A 16,547-nucleotide genomic window follows, 5' to 3' on the forward strand; every position below is an offset into this window, starting at 1 on the left:
ACTGTGGTTGACACAGACGCAAAAAAGGCCCATCTGCACCTCAGACGATGCCTTCTGTCGCGTGAGCAGTTCGGGCGCCCGGGTGAAATCACCTGACGTGCGCGCCCGTTTCAAAGGCACGTTGTTGTTCCCAAAATCACGCGTGGGGCCAGACGCGACAGACAGATGCCGGCACTTCGCCGTCCTCTGCGATCTGGCGCGTGTCCTGACGTGGCACCCCGGACGGGGTGCGATGCGAATTTATGTGCCCGGCTGATCGCAGCCGGGCCGGAGAGATACTATATGAGTGACTTTGACATGATGGGCCTGCCGCAACAGCTGGTGGACCGTCTGAATGAAATGGGTCTGAAAGACCCGACCCCGATCCAGAAACAGGCCATTCCGCACGCGCTCAACGGGCGTGATGTGATGGGTCTGGCACAGACCGGTACGGGCAAAACGGCCGCATTCGGTGTGCCTCTGGTGGCACAGATGCTTGAGATGCCGGGTCGTCCGGCACCGAAATCCGTGCGCGGTCTGGTGCTGGCACCGACCCGCGAACTTGCAACCCAGATCAGCGTGAACCTGCGTGGCTTTGCCGAAAAGACCCCGCTCAAAGTGGCGATGGTCGTCGGTGGTCAGTCGATCAACAACCAGATCAAACGGCTTGAGCGCGGCGTCGACCTGCTGGTGGCCACACCGGGCCGGCTGCTGGATCTGATGGACCGGCGCGCGGTGCGTCTGGACCAGGCAACCTTTCTGGTGCTGGATGAGGCCGATCAGATGCTCGACATGGGTTTCATCCACGATTTGCGTAAGATCGCGAAGGTGATCCCGGCGGAGCGCCAGACGATGCTCTTTTCGGCGACCATGCCAAAGCTGATGAATGAGATCGCGCAGAGCTATCTGAACCGCCCGATCCGTGTTGAGGTCTCGCCCCCGGGCAAGGCCGCCGACAAGGTGACGCAGGAAGTGCATTTCATCGCCAAATCCGAGAAGGCAAATCTGCTGATTGAGCTTCTGGGTAAGCACCGCGGCGAGCGGGCGCTGGTGTTCGGGCGCACAAAACACGGGTCTGAGAAGCTGATGAAGACCCTTGTGAAGGCGGGCTTTGACGCGGCCTCCATCCACGGCAACAAATCGCAGGGCCAGCGCGACCGCGCCATCGCGGCGTTCAAATCCGGCGAGACCACTGTTCTTGTGGCCACTGATGTGGCGGCCCGCGGCCTCGATATCCCGGATGTAAAACACGTCTATAACTTCGATCTGCCAAACGTGCCGGACAACTATGTGCACCGCATCGGGCGCACTGCGCGCGCCGGCAAAGACGGGGCCGCGATCGCCTTTTGCGCCCCCGAAGAGATGGATGAGCTGAAAGCGATCCAGAAAACCATGGGTGTTGCAATTCCGGTGGGCTCCGGTCGGCCGTGGGAAGTCGCGGATATTCCCGAAGGCGCCAAACCCGCAGGCCGCGGCCGGCGTCGTGGTGGTGGCGGCGGCGGCGGTGGCCGTCCGAAATCCGCAGGACCCGGTGGCGGACAGCAACCGCAGGGCAAGAAACCCGGTGGTGGTCGCAGACGGCGTCGCGGCGGCAAGCCAGGCGGCGGCCAGAGCAGCGGGCAGGGCGGGCGGAAATCCGGCGGCTCCGGACAGACTGCGGCCTGATACCTTCTGAAGACTTCCGGCGTGAAACTCCGCGCCGGAAGCATTTCGCTCTGCCCAAGGCGACAACCGCTGTGCGGGCCGGCGATTGACAATACCCGCGGCGCGCGCCCTTGTGGGCCGATGGACCGCAAATCACATATGGACACTTTCGGGGCGGTGGCGCTGATCGCTTTCGCACTACATCTGGCGTTCAATCAGGTGGTTATCAAAGTTACCAACGGTGGTTTTGGTCCGGTTTTTGCCGCCGGCCTGCGTTCAGCCGGTGCGGTTGTGGTCCTGCTGATCTGGATGCGCCTGCGGGGCATACCGCTGGCCGTGCCACGCGCGGCGGTGCCCGCGGGTATCCTGGCGGGGCTGCTCTTTGGCATCGAGTTCATGATCCTTTTTACAGCGCTTGATTTCACCACGGTCAGCAGGGCATCTGTAATCTTTTATTCCATGCCGGTCTGGCTTGCGATTGCCAGCCATTTTCTGGTGCCGGGCGACCGGATGACCGGACGCCGCGCGCTGGGTCTTGTGATGGCGATGGCGGGGGTGGCAGCAGCGCTTCTGGACCGCAGCGATGGAACGGCAAGCCTGTCAGGCGACCTGATGGCTCTGACGGCGGCGATGTGCTGGGCTGCCATCGCCCTGTGTGTGAAAGTCACCCCGCTCAGCGAGGTGCCGCCTGCAAATCAGCTGATTTTTCAGGTGGCCGTTTCCGCACCGCTCATGCTGGCGGTGGCATTCTGGACCGGTGATCTTATGCGCGACCCGCAGCCCATCCACTTTGCGGGCCTTGCGTTTCAGACCATCGCGGTGGCTTCGCTCGGCTTTCTGGCGTGGTTCTGGCTGATGTCGATCTATCCGGCTTCCGCGGTGGCATCTTTCAGTTTTCTTTCGCCGGTTTTCGCGGTGATTCTCGGCTGGCTGCTTCTGGGCGAACATGTCAGCCTGCGGGTCTGGATGGCGCTTGTGCTTGTGGCGGGCGGTATCTGGCTGATTAACCGCCGGCCGCGCAGCACTCAGGTGCCGCAGAAGGTCGCCGGAACCCGCTGAGCCTCGGTGGGCGGGCGCATCAGCCCTGTGTCATCCGTGCTAAACGGGTCGGCCAGCGCAGAGGACAAACGTTCAAAAGGTGCAAAATCGCCTGCTACGGCTGCTGTGATCATTTCCTCAATCCGGTGATTGCGCGGGATAATGCGGGGGGATGCGGCCTGCATCACCGCCCCGGGCGCCTCCTCGGACGCGAGCCGGTCGCGCCAGTCTGCGGCCCAGGCATCAAACGCATCGCGGTCCACAAACTGATCGCGGGCATCGCCGCGGGCAAGGGCGTCGAAGGTATTGGTGAAATCCGCCCCCTGTGCCTGCATCAGATCAAGCAGCGTCTGAACAAGCTGCCCGTCTTCGGGCGCAGGCGCCGCAAGACCGATTTTGGCCCCGAACCGTTGCAGCCACGCGGTCTCAATCTGCTCCGGCATCGCATGCACGATGGCTGTCGCCTCTTCGACGGCGGCCTCGGGGTCGTCCATCTGCTGCAGCAGCGAAGTAGCAAACTGTGCCATGTTCCACACCGCGATCCGGGGCTGAGAGGAATACGCATAGCGCCCCGTCTGATCGATGGAGCTGAACACCGTGTCGCTGTGAAATTCATCCATAAAAGCGCAGGGACCGTAATCGATCGTCTCACCTGAAATGGTGCAGTTATCGGTGTTCATCACACCGTGAATGAACCCCACCGACATCCAGGCGGCAATCAGGCGCGCCTGGGCGTCGCAAACCGCGAGCAACAGACCCATCGGGCCATGCACATCCGGATAATGGCGCCCGATGGCATAGTCTGTGAGCTGTCGCAGAGCATCGGTCTGACCGCGGTGGGCAAAGACCTGAAAGGTGCCCACCCGCAGGTGGCTCGCGGCAACGCGCGTCAGCACGGCCCCCGGCAAAACCGTTTCGCGTATCACTTCCTCGCCGGTGAGCGTGGCTGCAAGGGCGCGGGTCGTCGGAATGCCAAGCGCATGCATCGCCTCAGAGACGATGTATTCGCGCAGCACCGGGCCCAGCCAGGCGCGCCCGTCACCCATGCGTGAATAGGGCGTGGGGCCCGAGCCCTTCAGCTGAATATCGCGTCGCAGCCCGTCTTTGCCCACGACTTCGCCCAGCAGAAGCGCGCGTCCGTCGCCGAGTTGCGGATTGTAATTGCCGAACTGGTGCCCGGCATAAAGCTGCGCCAGCGGGGCGGCACCTTCGGGCAGCGCGGTGCCGGAGAAAACGGCCGCGCGTTCGGCGTCATCGGCCTGGGAAAACCCCAGAAGCGCACCCAGCGGCGCGTTATAGGCAATGAGTTCAGGTGCGCGAACGGGCGCCGGCATCTGACGGGTAAAGAACGCATCCGGCAGGCGGGCGTAGGTATTGTCGAAGGGGGCTGTAATTGTCATGCCCCACATATAGGGGGCATCGGGCGGTGCCGCCACCCGTTCGGGGGCAGTTGTGACGGACCCCGCTCGTCCGCGCTCAGAACCGCCGCGTCATCAGCATATAGTGCGGACGCTCGCGAAAGCCTGCGCGGGCATAGAGCCTGTGTTTGTCGGGCGCTGTGCGGTCCACTTCGAGGTGCAGTGCTTTGAGACCCGCGCCTGCGAGTGCGCGCGGCAGGGCCTGCAGCGTTTCCGAAGCTATCCCGCGCCCGCGCACGCCGGGGCGAACGTAGAGTTCATCGAGAAATCCGTCGAGACCGCCGAACTCCAGTGACCAGCCAAAGCTCACCACCACATACCCTATCGGTGCGCGCGCCGGGCCGATGAGATACGCGGCACCATGCGGAATGCCTTCCAGCAGCGGCGCGATGCCGCTGCGCCGCGCCTCTGGCGTCATGGTGATACCTTCTTCGACGTGAAACGCCGCAACCAGCGCATCGAGGCGGTCAAGGTGCTCCGTCGTGGCAAGGGTCAGTGAGGCACTCACAGCCGGGCCAGCCTTTCTGTCAGCAGCCCGAAAAAGCCTGCCGCGTCCAGATCACCGACAAAAAACGCGTTCGGGGCACGACCCGTGACGCCCCACCAGTCGGCGACAGTCATGCCCATTGTGAGCTCGGAGGTGGTCTCGATTTCCACATTCACGTGACGACCACTGAACAGGTCGGGGCGGATCAGATATGCCGTCACGCAGGGGTCGTGCAGCGGCGCGCCGGCGGAGCCGTATTTCGCCTTGTCGAAGCGTTCAAAGAAATCGGTCATCTGGGCGACAGCAATACCCGCGGGTGTGCCAAGCGCGCGGAAGGCATCATTTCGCGCGGCCGTCACCAGCGCCTTGTGCGTCACATCAAGTGGCATCACGACAATGGGTGCGCCACATTTAAACACGATTTCAGCAGCCTGCGGGTCGACGTAAATGTTGAACTCTGCAGCCGGCGTGATGTTGCCGACCTCAAAATATGCCCCGCCCATCAGCACGATCCCGCGGATCTTTCCGGCAATATCGGGAGCGCGCTGCAGCGCGGTGGCGATGTTCGTGAGCGGCCCGAGCGGACAGAGCGTGACCGTCCCGGCAGGCTGTTCGCGCAGGGTGTCGATGATGAAATCAACGGCATGTCTGTCCTGCAGCGGCATCACCGGATCGGGCAGGTCCGGGCCGTCAAGGCCGGTTTTGCCATGTACATGTTCTGCCGTCACCAGATCGCGCCCCAGAGGCCGGTCACAGCCGGCAAAAACCGGCAGATCGGAGCGGCCCGCCAGTTCGCAGATGATGCGGGCGTTCTTTGCCGTAAGGTCAAGTGGGACGTTGCCGGCCACGCAGGTGAGGCCGAGAACATCGATTTCTTCAGGGCTGGCCAGAGCGAGCAGAATGGCCACGGCATCGTCCTGGCCGGGGTCCGTGTCGATAATGATTTTACGTGCTGTCATGCCGCCTCTTTGAAGACTGCAGATGCGAAAGTCCAGACGTCAAAGAGGCGCCGTATTTTGCCGTTAATCTTATATTGTGAGCATTATCTACACATATTCAGAACCCGCGCGGCGACCTGTGACCCGGGCCGCTATGGTGATCTGCGCAGGAATGACTGTGCTGGCGGCGTATCACGGTGCGCCCTGGTATTTTTATGTGCCTGTGCTGAGCGCCGGTGGCCTGCTGCTTTATATGCTCATTGCAAACCCGGTCAGTGGCCTGCATCTTCACGATGATGTGCTCATCCTGTCACCACTTCTGCATCCCCGGTTCATTCCTGTGGGTGATGTGGCCTCGGTGGAAATCATCTCCTGGAGCGACAGCACCGATATGGTGATCCACCTGAAATCAGGAGAAAGCGTCGCCGCCGCCTCCGGCGATATACCGCCGCGCGCGGCTTTTCGTGACGCCCTGGCGCGGGTCGGCATTCCGCTTAAAGAGCGCTAGGGCAGGCGACCCTCGCGTTTGACGGCGTCCCAGAGCGCGTCCATTTCCGCAAGATCGCTTTCGGCGGGCGTTTTGCCCATCGCGGCGAGCCGCGCCTCGACCCCTTCGAAGCGGCGGGTGAATTTGGCATTGGCGGCGCGCAGGGCTGCTTCCGGATCAAGGCCCAGGTGCCGGCCGAGATTGGCCATGACAAAGAGCAGATCGCCGAATTCCTCTTCGATCTCCGCCTGGCTGAGGGTTTCACGGGCCTCGATCAGCTCTGCGGCCTCTTCGCGGATCTTGTCGATCACCTCATCGGTGGAGGGCCAGTCAAAGCCGACCCGGGCCGCGCGTTTCTGCAGTTTGAGCGCGCGCAGGAGAGCCGGCAGACCCACAGCCACACCATCGAGCGTGCCTTTCTGCGCCCCTCCCGCGCGTTCGGCAGCCTTGATGGTTTCCCAGTCGGCACTCTGCTGTTCGGCGCTTTTGTCCCGCGCCTCGTCGCCAAAGACATGCGGGTGCCGCGCGACCATCTTGTCAGAGATCGCCGTCACCACAGACTGAAAACTGAAACGTCCTTCTTCTTCGCCCATCGCGGTGTGATAGACGGTCTGCAGCAACAGATCGCCAAGCTCGCCCTCAAGTTCGTGCCACGCCCTGCGTTCAATGGCATCGGCGACCTCATAGGCCTCTTCGATCGTATAGGGCGCAATGGTGTCAAAGGTCTGCTCGATGTCCCAGGGGCAGCCCGTCTCCGGATCGCGCAAACGCCTCATTATTTCCAGTAAACGGTCAATTCCGGCGTCCTTGTCGTGGATCAGATCATCTGGCATTGCAGCGCGCGCCTCTTCGGTGTCTGATGCACCTGACAAATAATTCTGCCAGGAGTCCACCCCATGCCCGTTGTGAACCGCATTGCTGATATGAGCGATGATATGACCGCCTGGCGGCGGCATCTGCACACCATTCCCGAGCTGGGTCTGGAATGCCATCAGACGGCGGCTTTCGTGGCGGAACGGCTGCGGGAATTCGGGGTTGATGAGATGCATGAAGGTATCGCCAGAACCGGAATAGTGGCGATTATCAACGGTCGGGGGCAGGGGCCCACAATCGGGTTGCGCGCGGATATGGATGCGCTGCCGATGACCGAGGAGACGGGGCTTGAGTACGCTTCAAAGCACGAGGGTCGTATGCATGCCTGCGGCCATGACGGGCATACGGCGATGCTGCTGGGGGCAGCGAAATACCTCGCAGAGACGCGCAATTTCTCCGGTCGGGTGGCGCTGATTTTTCAACCCGCCGAAGAGTTTGGCGGGGGTGGCGAGGTCATGGTGCAGGAAGGGATCATGGACACATTCGACATCTCTCAGGTCTACGCGATCCATAACTCGCCCGGTAAAGATTTTGGCAGCTTCAACACGCGGCCGGGTCCGATCATGGCGGCGGCGGATACCTTCCACATTCATCTCACCGGCAGGGGCGGGCATGCCGCGCGCCCGCACGATTCCATCGACCCGGTCGTGGCGGCCTGTTCCATGGTGCAGGCGCTGCAGACAATCGTGAGCCGGAACCGCAACCCACTGGACCAGCTGGTGATTTCAACGACGCAGATCCATACCGGCACCACGGATAACGTGATCCCCGAGACATGCTATATCAACGGCACCGTGCGGACCTTTGACAAAGAGGTTCAGGCGATGGTCGTGCGGCGCATGGAAGAGATCGTGGCAGGGCAGGCGGCGACTTTCGGGCTTGAAGCGGAACTGAAGTTTGAGTTTGGCTATCCACCCACGGTAAATGACGCGGAAAAGACGGTCTTTGCCAGGGAGGTCGCCGGCGAAGTGGCCGGTGAGGCAGGCGTGCATGAAACCGACCCGGTGATGGGGGCTGAGGATTTCTCCTATATGCTGGAAAAGCGCCCGGGCGCCTATCTGATGCTGGGCCAGGGTGACGGCGCGGGCGTGCACCACCCGAAGTACAATTTCAACGATGATATCGCACCGATCGGGGCGTCGTTTTTCGCGCGCCTTGTTGAGCGTGCACAACCAGTGGTGAGCAGCTGATCCATGGCACTTGAAGACGCGAAAACCGAGATTGATCATGCCTTTACGCGTGAGGACATGAAGGGCAACAGCTTTGAGCTGACCTTTGCCGGGGCCACATCCTTTCTGCGGCGCAGATACACCAAGGACTTGACGGGCGTGGATATCGCTGTCACGGGCGTACCGTTTGACCAGGCGGTAACCAACCGCACGGGCACGCGCCTGGGGCCGCGTGCGATCCGCGAGGCTTCAGCACTGCAGGCGCCCGATGCGCCTTACGGCTGGGGCTTTGACGTGATGCGGGAGTTCGCCATCGCGGACTACGGCGATCTGGCGTTTGATTATGCCGATGTGCCGTCGTTTCCGGGGCTGCTGACCGAGCATATCAGGGGCATTCTGAAACACGACGTGCCGGTCGTGACACTGGGCGGCGATCATTACATCACCTTTCCCGTTCTGAAGGCCTACGCCGAAAAATACGGACCCGTCAGCCTGCTGCAGTTCGATGCGCATACGGATACCTGGCCTGATGACGACATGGACCGGGTGGATCACGGCACGATGTTCTATAAGGCGGTGAAATCGGGCATTGTCGATCCTGCGACCTCGGTACAGGTCGGCATCCGCACCACCAATGAGGATACGCTTGGGGTGACGGTTATTGATGCAAGGGAGGTCCATGAGCAGGGGCCTGTGGCCACCGTCGCGCGCATCAAAGAGGTGCTGGGCGACCGGCCCGTCTATCTGACGTTTGATATCGATGCGCTTGATCCGGCTTATGCGCCCGGCACCGGCACGCCGGTCTGGGGCGGGCTGACCTCGGCGCAGGCGGCGATCATGCTGCGCGATCTGGCGGGCATCAATATCGTCGGCGGAGATATCGTTGAGGTCTCCCCCCCCTTTGACACCACGGGCGCCACGGCGATTGCGGGGGCCCATGTGGCAACAGAGATCCTGTGTCTGCTGGGCTGGAAGATGCGGGGCGGCGCCTGATGGCTGAGAAGAACCAGCCGATCAGCGGCAATGACCTTGCACGGTTTTCCGGTCCGGGCAGTTTTATGCGTCTGCCGATGGTCAATGATCTTAAAGGCCTCGACGTGGCGGTGCTGGGCATTCCGATGGATATCGGGACGTCGTGGCGGTCGGGTACGCGCTTTGGTCCGAAACAGGTGCGTTCTGAGAGTGCGATGATCCGGCCTTACAACATGGGCACCGGGGCGGCGCCCTTCGACAGTCTGCAGGTCGCGGATATCGGCGATCTGGCGATCAACACGTTTTCGCTTTCTGACAGTCTGCGGATCATTCAGGAGAGCTATGACGCGATCATGGATTATGACGTTATGCCCATGGCGATCGGAGGGGATCATTCCATCACGCTGCCGATCCTGCGGACCATGCACAAACGTCACGGTCCTATGGCACTGGTGCATGTGGACGCTCATGCGGATGTGAACGAGGACATGTTCGGGGAGCGCGAAACGCACGGCACGGTGTTCCGGCGCGCGTATGAAGAGGGGCTGATTGATCCTGCGAAAACCTATCAGGTGGGTCTGCGCGGATCGGGCTATACGGCGGATGATTTCAAAGAGGCGCAGGGCTGGGGATTTCAGCAGTTTCCCGCGCGTGATCTATGGCACCGCAGCCTGTCTTCACTGGGTGCTGAGATCCGGCGCGATATCGGCACGGAGATGCCGGTTTATGTAAGCTATGATATCGACAGCCTGGATCCGGCTTACGCGCCGGGCACCGGCACGCCGGAGATCGGCGGATTGACGACGCCGCAGGCGATGGAGCTGATTGCGGCGCTGAAGGGGCTCAACATCGTGGGCTGTGATCTGGTGGAGGTGTCGCCCCCTTATGACACCTCTGGCAATACTGCACTGACAGGGGCGAATATTCTGTTTGAGCTGCTGTGCGTTCTGCCCGGCGTTGCATACCGGTGAAGCTGCGGGACGCTCCGCGGGGGATATTTAAAAGCCAGAGAAGGGCCGGGGGATGCGAATGATACTCGGGGGTATTGTTTTACTGGTGCTGGCAGGCATTGCCTGGGTGCGTCTGGCGCCGCATGACACCGCGCGCTGGCACCAGCCGGTTCGTTTTAACCAGAATACCGATTTTTCAGGCGGAGCTGTCCGTGTGGCGGAGGCCGGACCGGATGCGCTCGCGCGCGCGGATCGGTATATGCGCGAGCTGGATCGGACCGTTGTCCTGGCCGGGTCTGTGCAGGAGGGGCGGGTGACATATGTTACGCGCTCAAAGGTTTTCGGCTTTCCGGATTATACGACGATCGAGGTGCGTGACGAACAGATCCGGGCCTGGGCCCGGCTGCGGTTCGGAGCGTCAGATCTGGGCGTCAACCGGGACCGACTGGAGAAGATCCCGGTTTTCTCGGAGACCTGACGACAGGCAGCCCTGCTGGACTTCGCGCCACATCGGCACATTGAGCGACATCTGGCACTGGGCCATGAACATGCGCCCGTCGACCTGCAGGCAGATGGTTTCGCCCAGTTCGACCCGGTCGCCGGAGCGGTCGGTGCAGTAGCATTCCACGGTTTTGCCGCCGGGCGATGTAACATCGGCTGCGGCGGGAAGGGCAGAGCAGGCAAGGGCGAGCAACAGTCGTTTCATACCAGCATTTTACCATGTTCTGCCGGCTTGACCAATGGCTTTCAATATCGGATTGCAGGGACATGATCCCAAGAGACCGCCTTGAACAGCTGACCGCGCGCTTCCAGTATCTGGAGGCGGCGATGGCGGATGGCGCTCAGGGCGCTGATATTGCGCAGCTTGCACGTGAGTATTCAGAGCTGCGCCCGGTGGTGGCGCAGATCGTCGCATGGGACCAGCTCTGCCGTGATATGGATGAGGCGCGCGAGATGCTGTCGGATCCTGATATGGCGGGTCTGGCGGAGGAGGAACTGCAGCGGTTGAAAGCGGCCCTGCCGGCGGCTGAGGATGCCCTGCAGCGCGCGTTGCTGCCGCGTGATGCGGCAGATGCGAAGCCGGCGATGCTGGAGATCCGGCCGGGCACCGGAGGCGATGAGGCGGCACTTTTCGCCGGTGATCTGATGCGCATGTATCAGCGGTATGCCGAGACCCGTGGCTGGGCCTTTGAGGTGATTGAACTGCAGGAAACCGAGCTTGGCGGTGTAAAGGAGATGGTGGCGCATATCCGTGGTGAGGGGGTTTTTGCGCGGCTGAAATATGAAAGCGGAGTGCACAGGGTGCAGCGGGTGCCGAGCACTGAAAGCGGCGGGCGTATTCACACTTCTGCGGCCACTGTTGCGGTGCTGCCTGAGGCGGAAGACGTGGACATCCGCATCGAACCCGGTGATCTGCGGATCGATACCATGCGGTCTTCGGGCGCGGGGGGGCAGCATGTGAACACCACTGATTCCGCCGTGCGCATCACCCATCTGCCGACGGGTATTGTGGTGACCAGTTCGGAAAAGTCGCAACACCGCAACCGTGACAGGGCGATGCAGGTGCTGAAAGCACGGCTTTATGATCTGGAACGCAGTCGGGCGGACAGTGAACGGTCCGCGGACCGGGCCGCCCAGGTGGGCTCGGGTGACCGGTCCGAGCGGATCAGAACCTATAATTTCCCTCAGGGGCGGATGACCGATCACCGTATCAACCTCACGCTCTACCGGCTTGATGCAGTGATGCAGGGCGATCTCGATGAGATTATTGATGCGCTCACCGCGGATGCTCAGGCGCGGATGCTCGCGGAGATGGGACAGTGACTGCCGCCGAAGCCATGCTGGCCGCTATGGCGCGGCTGCGTGCGGCCGGCGTGCCGGACCCTGCGCGTGATGCACGCATTCTGCTGGCCCATGCCGCAAAGGTTGATGCGGCCCGGGTGACGCTGATCGCGCCCGAGGATATCGCGCCTGAGATCGCGGAACGCTATGATCAGCTGATCGCCCTCCGGGCAGTCCGGGTGCCGGTCTCGCAGCTGATCGGGGCGCGGGAGTTTTATGGCCGCCGCTTTGAGATCAGCCGGGATGTGCTGGACCCGCGGCCTGAAACCGAAACCCTGATCGAGGTGGCCCTTGCAGAGCCTTTCGCCCGGGTTCTGGATCTGGGCACCGGGTCGGGCTGCATCCTCGTGACCCTGCTTGCCGAGCGCGATGCGGCCACCGGCACAGGTGTTGATCTGAGCGAGGCCGCTTGTCTGCAGGCCAGTCAGAATGCGGTACAGCACGGGGTGGCTGACCGGGCTGACATCTTCCGCTCCGACTGGTTTGAAAATGTGGAGGGGCGGTTTGACCTGATCGTGTCCAACCCGCCCTATCTGGCAGCCGCGGAAATGGCCGCTGTGCAGCCGGAACTGCGGGAGCATGAGCCGCGCATGGCGCTGACAGACGAGCAGGACGGTCTGAGCGTGTACCGCATTATTGCAGCACAGGCGCAGCAGTATCTGAGTGCGCAGGGCCGCGTGCTGGTCGAAACCGGCTGGACGCAGGGTGCTGCTGTGGCCGGTTTTTTCCGCGACGAGGGCTGGGCGGAGGTGGCGATTCTGCCGGATCTGGACGGGCGCGACCGTGTCGTAAGGGCATCAAAACCCGGATAAAATATCGCGTTATTACCCGAAAACCGGCCGAAATATGCCAAATTTCCGGAATACCCCTTGCGGCAGGGCGCGTGCCATGCTTATTCAAAGGAGTTGCGGCGGTGGATATGCTCCTCTGTGTGGTCCCGCCCGGCAGTATGCCCAACATATCGAATAACCGGATCTATCCCGGCGCGCAGCGCCACCGGCACAACGATCAACAGCACGAAGGCTGAGACAGCTTCATGAAATCATCGAGATCCCGGTCGCGCTCCAAGAGCAACCGTAACCGGTCGAATAATAACCAGGGCGGCAACGTCGTGAACCGTGTGTTCGACAGTTCCGGCCCTGAAGGAAAGGTCCGCGGCACACCGCAGCAGATCATCGAAAAATACAATCAGCTGGCCCGTGACGCGCAGCTGAGCAATGACCGGGTTGCCGCCGAAAACTTTCAGCAGCATGCAGAGCATTACACCCGCCTGCTGAGCGAGGCGCAGCGCGAGATTGACGCACGCCGCGAGGAGCAGGAACGCCAGAACCGCGAGCGTCAGGCCGAACGGGATCGTGAGCGCGCAGAGCGTCAGGAACGTGAAGCCAGCCAGCCGGCTGAGCAGCAGCATCACCAGCCCGCGAACAACCAGCATCAGGATGCGCCTGCGCCCGCCGGCGGTGATCAGGACAGCAATCTTGTCGAGACGCCTGAGAGCCAGCCAAAGCCGCGCCCGAAACGCGCACCGCGACGCAAGCCCAAGCCCCGCAATGAGGGTGGTGAGGGCCAAAGCAGTGGCGGTGGTGATGCACCCGAGGCCGCTGAATAACCGGCAGAAACTCAGATTGAGTAAGATCGCGTAAAGCCCTGCCCTCCGGCGGGGCTTTTGCGTTCAGGGAGATTCTATGGCGCGGGCCAGCGCACAAAAACCCTCCAGCGGGATCTGTTCGGCGCGGTCGGTGGGTTTAATTCCGGCCGCGATCAGCCGGTCTTCGATATCAGGGGCTGTGCCTTTCAGCGCGGCGCGCAGCATTTTCCGGCGCTGGTTGAAAGCGGCGGCGACCACGCGTGACAGTACGGCTGCATTCGCCGGATATCGCGGCTCTGGCAGCGCCTGCAGATGCACCACGCTGCTGGAGACTTTGGGCGGCGGGGTAAAGGCCTCGGGCGGCAGTTGCATCACGATCCGCGCATCCGCACGCCACTGTGCCAGGATTGCGAGCCGGCCCCATGCCTTGCCACCGGGCTGCGCCACGATCCGTTCGGCGACTTCGCGCTGAAACATCAGTGTCAGGCTCTCCCAGAACGGCGGCCAGTCGGGCGGTGTCAGCCAGCGCACCAGCAGTTCGGTGCCGACGTTATATGGCAGGTTCGCCGCGACGCGCACAGGTGGTCTGAGCGATGCCAGCGGGTCGGTTTTCAGCGCGTCACCTTCGATCACGGTCAGCCGCCCGGGGTATGCGTCCGCGATCTCAGCAAGCGGCGGGAGGCAGCGCGCGTCTTTCTCGATCGCCAGCACGTGTCGCGCCCCTTCGGCCAGCAGACCACGGGTCAGACCGCCGGGGCCCGGACCGACTTCAAGCACATCACAGGTGCTCAGATCACCCGCCTGACGGGCGATTTTTGCCGTCAGGTTCAGATCAAGGAGGAAGTTCTGGCCCATGGATTTGCGGGCCTGAAGATCATGTGTCCGGATAACCTCGCGCAGCGGGGGCAGGGTGTCGATGGCGCTCATAAGGCACCTCCCGCGAAACCGGTCGCTGTCGCGGGTTTCATGATGAGCCTGCCATGCGGTGGGCCAGTTTGATCGCCTCAGACATGCTGACCGGGCTGGCGATGCCTCTGCCGGCGATGTCGAAAGCCGTGCCGTGATCAGGCGAGGTTCGGATGAAGGGCAGTCCAAGGGTCACGTTCACGCCCCGGTCAAAATCCAGGGTCTTGATCGGGATCAGCGCCTGGTCGTGATACATGCAAATAGCAACGTCATATCCCGCACGTGCGGCGGCGTGAAACATCGTATCGGCGGGCATTGGCCCGGCGATGTTTATACCACCGGCGGCAAGCTCATCAACCAGTGCCGCGATCCAGTCAGTCTCCTCGCGGCCCATGGTTCCGCCTTCACCAGCATGCGGGTTCAGGCCCGCAATGGCGATACGGGGTTTTGCGATGCCGAACCGTTTCTGCAGATCGGTGTGGGTAATGTCGATGGTGCTGCGCAGCAGCTCCGGTGTCAGGGTGGCGGGGACGTCTTTCAGGGCGATGTGAATGGTCACGGGCACGACGCGCAGTGCCTCAGAGGCCAGCATCATTACCGCCCGGCCACTGCCACCGGCCAGAGCACCGAGGTATTCTGTATGTCCCGGATAGGCGAAGCCGGCCCCCTCAATCAGGGCCTTTTTGTTGATAGGTGCGGTGCAGAGGGCGGAGGCCTCACCGGACTGCACCAGCCCGACACAGCGTTCTATCGCGTCGATCACACCCTGAGCGTTGGCAGCGTCGGGTGAGCCGGGCGTGGCGGGGTGGGCAAAGCTCTGCGCCAGCACCGGCAGGGCGCGGGGGCAAACCATTGCTGCCTCAGAGAGGGTTGCGATCTCTTCAAAGGGTGTGCCGGCGGGCAGATGGCGCGGGTCGCCGACCCAGGCCATAGGTATGTCATCGCGCAGCATCGCCCAGGCTCCGGCCGCAACTTCCGGCCCGATACCGGCCGGCTCGCCGCAGCTTATGACAACCGGTTTATCCGGCAGGGTCATGGAAAGACGATACGGGCATCCGCACGCAGCTGCGCAAGCAGGCTCTGTGCATAGGTGTTGATCGTGCGCTCGCGCAGCGCTGCCGCTGCATCCTCGCGGGCCACTTCCTCGTTAATCACCGATGTCCGTCCGCAAAGCATCAGAAAGACCAGCGTCTGGCCGCCTGAGCGGGTCAGTGTGGTCGAAACCTCGCCCGGATCCAGCTTGCTCAGCTCAATCGCGATATCCTGCGGGATTTCGCCGGGTGGCAGGCTCTGACGTTCGAGAATTTCCTCAGGTTTTCCTTTCGCCACGCCGTATAGGTCATCGCAGATATCGACCCGGGCGCGCAGCTTGCGCGCGGCATTCAGCCCCGCCTGGCTGCGACCGCCGGGCAGGTAATAGGCGGCATATTCTATCGCTGCGTATTCTTCGACCGGATCGCCGGTCTCTTCGATGTCACGCAGCTGAAAGAGGGCGACCGCATCCTGAATGGCGATCGGCGCGGTGACCTCGCCTGGTGCCAGTGCCAGCAGCAGCGGGCGCAGCACGGGCGGCAGATTGCTCAGCTGCTGCCAGGGCAGACGTCCGCCCTGATCGCGCGTCGCGGTGGCGGAATAACGGCGGGCGTATTCGGAAAATTCTTCGGTGGAAGTGCTGGCCGCGATCTGGTCGGCCACAGCGTTGACCTCTTCGCGCTGTTCCGGCGGGGCGGGAATAATGATCTCGGAGACCAGAACGCGGATGCCGCCTGCGTCAGTGGTCGATCCCAGCGCGCGGTCAATCTCGTCTTCGCTGATCTCAAGGCGGCGGCCAAAGCGCGCCGCGATCAGGTCGCGCCATGTCACGCCGATGCTGATGAAATCCTCAAAGCTTTCACGCGCGACGCCGGCTTCTTCCAGCCGGGACACCATTTCTTCGCCTTCGAGATTGGCCCGTGCTGCGAATTCCGACATGCCTGCGGCCAGCCCTTCGGGCGTGATCTCGAGGCCGGCGGCATCCACTGCCTGTTCGCGCAGGCGCTCGTCGATCAGCGTCTCAATCACCGCGTCCCGCGTGGCGCCCGGGGCATTCAGCAGGGTCAGAAACCGCAGCCGCTGTTCGATCTCGTATCCCGTGACGACGTCATCGTTCACCAGAACGGCCGGTGCAAAGAGGTTCTGTGCGGCCGCGGGCATGGCTGCGCCCGCCGCCAGCACGGCAAACGCCGCAGCGGTGCCAAATCTTTTCAGTCTGCTCAT

18 protein-coding genes are annotated in these 16,547 nt (G+C 62.4%); 10 read left to right on the forward strand and 8 right to left on the reverse strand.

The window, feature by feature from the left end:
• Positions 1-282 precede the first annotated feature (282 nt).
• Both G3256_RS07385 and G3256_RS07390 read left to right on the forward strand, forming a co-directional pair.
• On the forward strand, positions 283-1,644 hold the full coding sequence (locus G3256_RS07385; RefSeq protein WP_169640203.1) for a DEAD/DEAH box helicase: 1,362 nt from the start codon (positions 283-285) through the stop codon (positions 1,642-1,644).
• A gap of 120 nt (positions 1,645-1,764) precedes the next feature.
• Positions 1,765-2,682, forward strand: a complete 918-nt coding sequence (locus G3256_RS07390; RefSeq protein WP_169640204.1) for a DMT family transporter — start codon at positions 1,765-1,767, stop codon at positions 2,680-2,682.
• Here G3256_RS07390 and G3256_RS07395 read toward each other — a convergent pair.
• The 3 genes from G3256_RS07395 to G3256_RS07405 all read right to left on the reverse strand — a co-directional run bounded on the left by G3256_RS07395 (position 2,649) and on the right by G3256_RS07405 (position 5,525).
• Complete coding sequence (locus G3256_RS07395; RefSeq protein WP_169640205.1) at positions 2,649-4,061, reverse strand: protein adenylyltransferase SelO; 1,413 nt, start codon at positions 4,059-4,061, stop codon at positions 2,649-2,651. The genes G3256_RS07390 and G3256_RS07395 overlap by 34 nt on opposite strands.
• Positions 4,062-4,137: 76 nt before the next feature.
• Entirely contained in the window at positions 4,138-4,587 is a 450-nt protein-coding gene (locus G3256_RS07400) for a GNAT family N-acetyltransferase (RefSeq protein WP_169640206.1), read from the reverse strand.
• On the reverse strand, positions 4,584-5,525 hold the full coding sequence (locus tag G3256_RS07405; RefSeq protein ID WP_169640207.1) for a nucleoside hydrolase: 942 nt from the start codon (positions 5,523-5,525) through the stop codon (positions 4,584-4,586). The genes G3256_RS07400 and G3256_RS07405 overlap by 4 nt, the downstream gene beginning before the upstream one ends.
• 118 nt (positions 5,526-5,643) lie before the next feature.
• Here G3256_RS07405 and G3256_RS07410 point away from each other — a divergent pair, with 118 nt between their 5' ends.
• Positions 5,644-6,012: a hypothetical protein gene (locus G3256_RS07410; protein WP_169640208.1), complete on the forward strand. Its 369-nt coding sequence runs from the start codon at positions 5,644-5,646 to the stop codon at positions 6,010-6,012.
• Here G3256_RS07410 and mazG read toward each other — a convergent pair.
• Positions 6,009-6,824: a nucleoside triphosphate pyrophosphohydrolase gene (mazG, locus tag G3256_RS07415; protein WP_169640209.1), complete on the reverse strand. Its 816-nt coding sequence runs from the start codon at positions 6,822-6,824 to the stop codon at positions 6,009-6,011. The genes G3256_RS07410 and mazG overlap by 4 nt on opposite strands.
• A gap of 63 nt (positions 6,825-6,887) precedes the next feature.
• Between mazG and G3256_RS07420 the strand changes: the two genes are divergently transcribed.
• The 4 genes from G3256_RS07420 to G3256_RS07435 are packed head-to-tail and all read left to right on the forward strand — an operon-like array spanning position 6,888 to position 10,433.
• Positions 6,888-8,054 (forward strand): M20 aminoacylase family protein, encoded by a 1,167-nt coding sequence (locus G3256_RS07420; RefSeq protein WP_169640210.1) that lies wholly within the window; start codon positions 6,888-6,890, stop codon positions 8,052-8,054.
• 3 nt (positions 8,055-8,057) lie between these two features.
• Positions 8,058-9,026: an agmatinase gene (gene speB, locus G3256_RS07425; protein WP_169640211.1), complete on the forward strand. Its 969-nt coding sequence runs from the start codon at positions 8,058-8,060 to the stop codon at positions 9,024-9,026.
• The gene (gene speB, locus G3256_RS07430) at positions 9,026-9,976 is read left to right on the forward strand and encodes an agmatinase (RefSeq protein WP_169640212.1); all 951 of its coding nucleotides are present in this window, start codon (positions 9,026-9,028) and stop codon (positions 9,974-9,976) included. Before speB (G3256_RS07425) ends, speB (G3256_RS07430) begins: the two co-directional genes overlap by 1 nt.
• A 58-nt stretch (positions 9,977-10,034) precedes the next feature.
• Positions 10,035-10,433, forward strand: a complete 399-nt coding sequence (locus tag G3256_RS07435; protein WP_343044389.1) for a DUF1499 domain-containing protein — start codon at positions 10,035-10,037, stop codon at positions 10,431-10,433.
• Here the strand turns inward: G3256_RS07435 and G3256_RS07440 are convergent.
• Positions 10,374-10,661, reverse strand: a complete 288-nt coding sequence (locus G3256_RS07440) for a hypothetical protein (protein ID WP_169640214.1) — start codon at positions 10,659-10,661, stop codon at positions 10,374-10,376. The genes G3256_RS07435 and G3256_RS07440 overlap by 60 nt on opposite strands.
• A gap of 62 nt (positions 10,662-10,723) precedes the next feature.
• Here G3256_RS07440 and prfA point away from each other — a divergent pair, with 62 nt between their 5' ends.
• The 3 genes from prfA to G3256_RS07455 all read left to right on the forward strand — a co-directional run bounded on the left by prfA (position 10,724) and on the right by G3256_RS07455 (position 13,406).
• Entirely contained in the window at positions 10,724-11,779 is a 1,056-nt protein-coding gene (gene prfA, locus G3256_RS07445) for a peptide chain release factor 1 (RefSeq protein ID WP_169640215.1), read from the forward strand.
• Positions 11,780-11,793: 14 nt separating this feature from the next.
• Positions 11,794-12,609 carry a peptide chain release factor N(5)-glutamine methyltransferase gene (prmC, locus tag G3256_RS07450; protein ID WP_169642367.1) on the forward strand — a complete coding sequence of 272 codons (816 nt, stop codon included), beginning with the start codon at positions 11,794-11,796 and terminating at the stop codon, positions 12,607-12,609.
• A 224-nt stretch (positions 12,610-12,833) separates the two neighbouring features.
• A complete protein-coding gene (locus G3256_RS07455; RefSeq protein ID WP_169640216.1) occupies positions 12,834-13,406 on the forward strand; it encodes a DUF4167 domain-containing protein in 573 nt (190 codons plus the stop codon).
• 63 nt (positions 13,407-13,469) lie between these two features.
• Here the strand turns inward: G3256_RS07455 and rsmA are convergent, their stop codons facing one another.
• The 3 genes from rsmA to G3256_RS07470 are packed head-to-tail and all read right to left on the reverse strand — an operon-like array spanning position 13,470 to position 16,547.
• Positions 13,470-14,312, reverse strand: coding sequence for a 16S rRNA (adenine(1518)-N(6)/adenine(1519)-N(6))-dimethyltransferase RsmA (rsmA, locus tag G3256_RS07460; RefSeq protein WP_169640217.1), 843 nt, complete (start codon positions 14,310-14,312; stop codon positions 13,470-13,472).
• 37 nt (positions 14,313-14,349) lie between these two features.
• Positions 14,350-15,327 carry a 4-hydroxythreonine-4-phosphate dehydrogenase PdxA gene (gene pdxA, locus G3256_RS07465; protein WP_169640218.1) on the reverse strand — a complete coding sequence of 326 codons (978 nt, stop codon included), beginning with the start codon at positions 15,325-15,327 and terminating at the stop codon, positions 14,350-14,352.
• A complete protein-coding gene (locus tag G3256_RS07470; protein WP_169640219.1) occupies positions 15,324-16,547 on the reverse strand; it encodes a peptidylprolyl isomerase in 1,224 nt (407 codons plus the stop codon). The genes pdxA and G3256_RS07470 overlap by 4 nt, the downstream gene beginning before the upstream one ends.

The sequence above is a fragment of the Roseobacter ponti genome (assembly GCF_012932215.1).
GTDB lineage: Bacteria > Pseudomonadota > Alphaproteobacteria > Rhodobacterales > Rhodobacteraceae > Roseobacter > Roseobacter ponti.

What these genes read in the sequence shown, in the direction of transcription:
- G3256_RS07385 (WP_169640203.1), top strand. Translation starts at nt 283, where the DNA reads ATGAGTGACTTTGACATGATGGGCCTGCCGCAACAGCTGGTGGACCGT.
- G3256_RS07390 (WP_169640204.1), top strand. Translation starts at nt 1,765, where the DNA reads ATGGACCGCAAATCACATATGGACACTTTCGGGGCGGTGGCGCTGATC.
- G3256_RS07395 (WP_169640205.1), bottom strand. Translation starts at nt 4,061, where the DNA reads ATGACAATTACAGCCCCCTTCGACAATACCTACGCCCGCCTGCCGGAT.
- G3256_RS07405 (WP_169640207.1), bottom strand. Translation starts at nt 5,525, where the DNA reads ATGACAGCACGTAAAATCATTATCGACACGGACCCCGGCCAGGACGAT.
- mazG (WP_169640209.1), bottom strand. Translation starts at nt 6,824, where the DNA reads ATGCCAGATGATCTGATCCACGACAAGGACGCCGGAATTGACCGTTTA.
- G3256_RS07420 (WP_169640210.1), top strand. Translation starts at nt 6,888, where the DNA reads ATGCCCGTTGTGAACCGCATTGCTGATATGAGCGATGATATGACCGCC.
- speB (WP_169640211.1), top strand. Translation starts at nt 8,058, where the DNA reads ATGGCACTTGAAGACGCGAAAACCGAGATTGATCATGCCTTTACGCGT.
- speB (WP_169640212.1), top strand. Translation starts at nt 9,026, where the DNA reads ATGGCTGAGAAGAACCAGCCGATCAGCGGCAATGACCTTGCACGGTTT.
- G3256_RS07435 (WP_343044389.1), top strand. Translation starts at nt 10,035, where the DNA reads ATGATACTCGGGGGTATTGTTTTACTGGTGCTGGCAGGCATTGCCTGG.
- G3256_RS07440 (WP_169640214.1), bottom strand. Translation starts at nt 10,661, where the DNA reads ATGAAACGACTGTTGCTCGCCCTTGCCTGCTCTGCCCTTCCCGCCGCA.
- prfA (WP_169640215.1), top strand. Translation starts at nt 10,724, where the DNA reads ATGATCCCAAGAGACCGCCTTGAACAGCTGACCGCGCGCTTCCAGTAT.
- prmC (WP_169642367.1), top strand. Translation starts at nt 11,794, where the DNA reads ATGCTGGCCGCTATGGCGCGGCTGCGTGCGGCCGGCGTGCCGGACCCT.
- G3256_RS07455 (WP_169640216.1), top strand. Translation starts at nt 12,834, where the DNA reads ATGAAATCATCGAGATCCCGGTCGCGCTCCAAGAGCAACCGTAACCGG.
- rsmA (WP_169640217.1), bottom strand. Translation starts at nt 14,312, where the DNA reads ATGAGCGCCATCGACACCCTGCCCCCGCTGCGCGAGGTTATCCGGACA.
- pdxA (WP_169640218.1), bottom strand. Translation starts at nt 15,327, where the DNA reads ATGACCCTGCCGGATAAACCGGTTGTCATAAGCTGCGGCGAGCCGGCC.
- G3256_RS07470 (WP_169640219.1), bottom strand. Translation starts at nt 16,547, where the DNA reads ATGAGCAGACTGAAAAGATTTGGCACCGCTGCGGCGTTTGCCGTGCTG.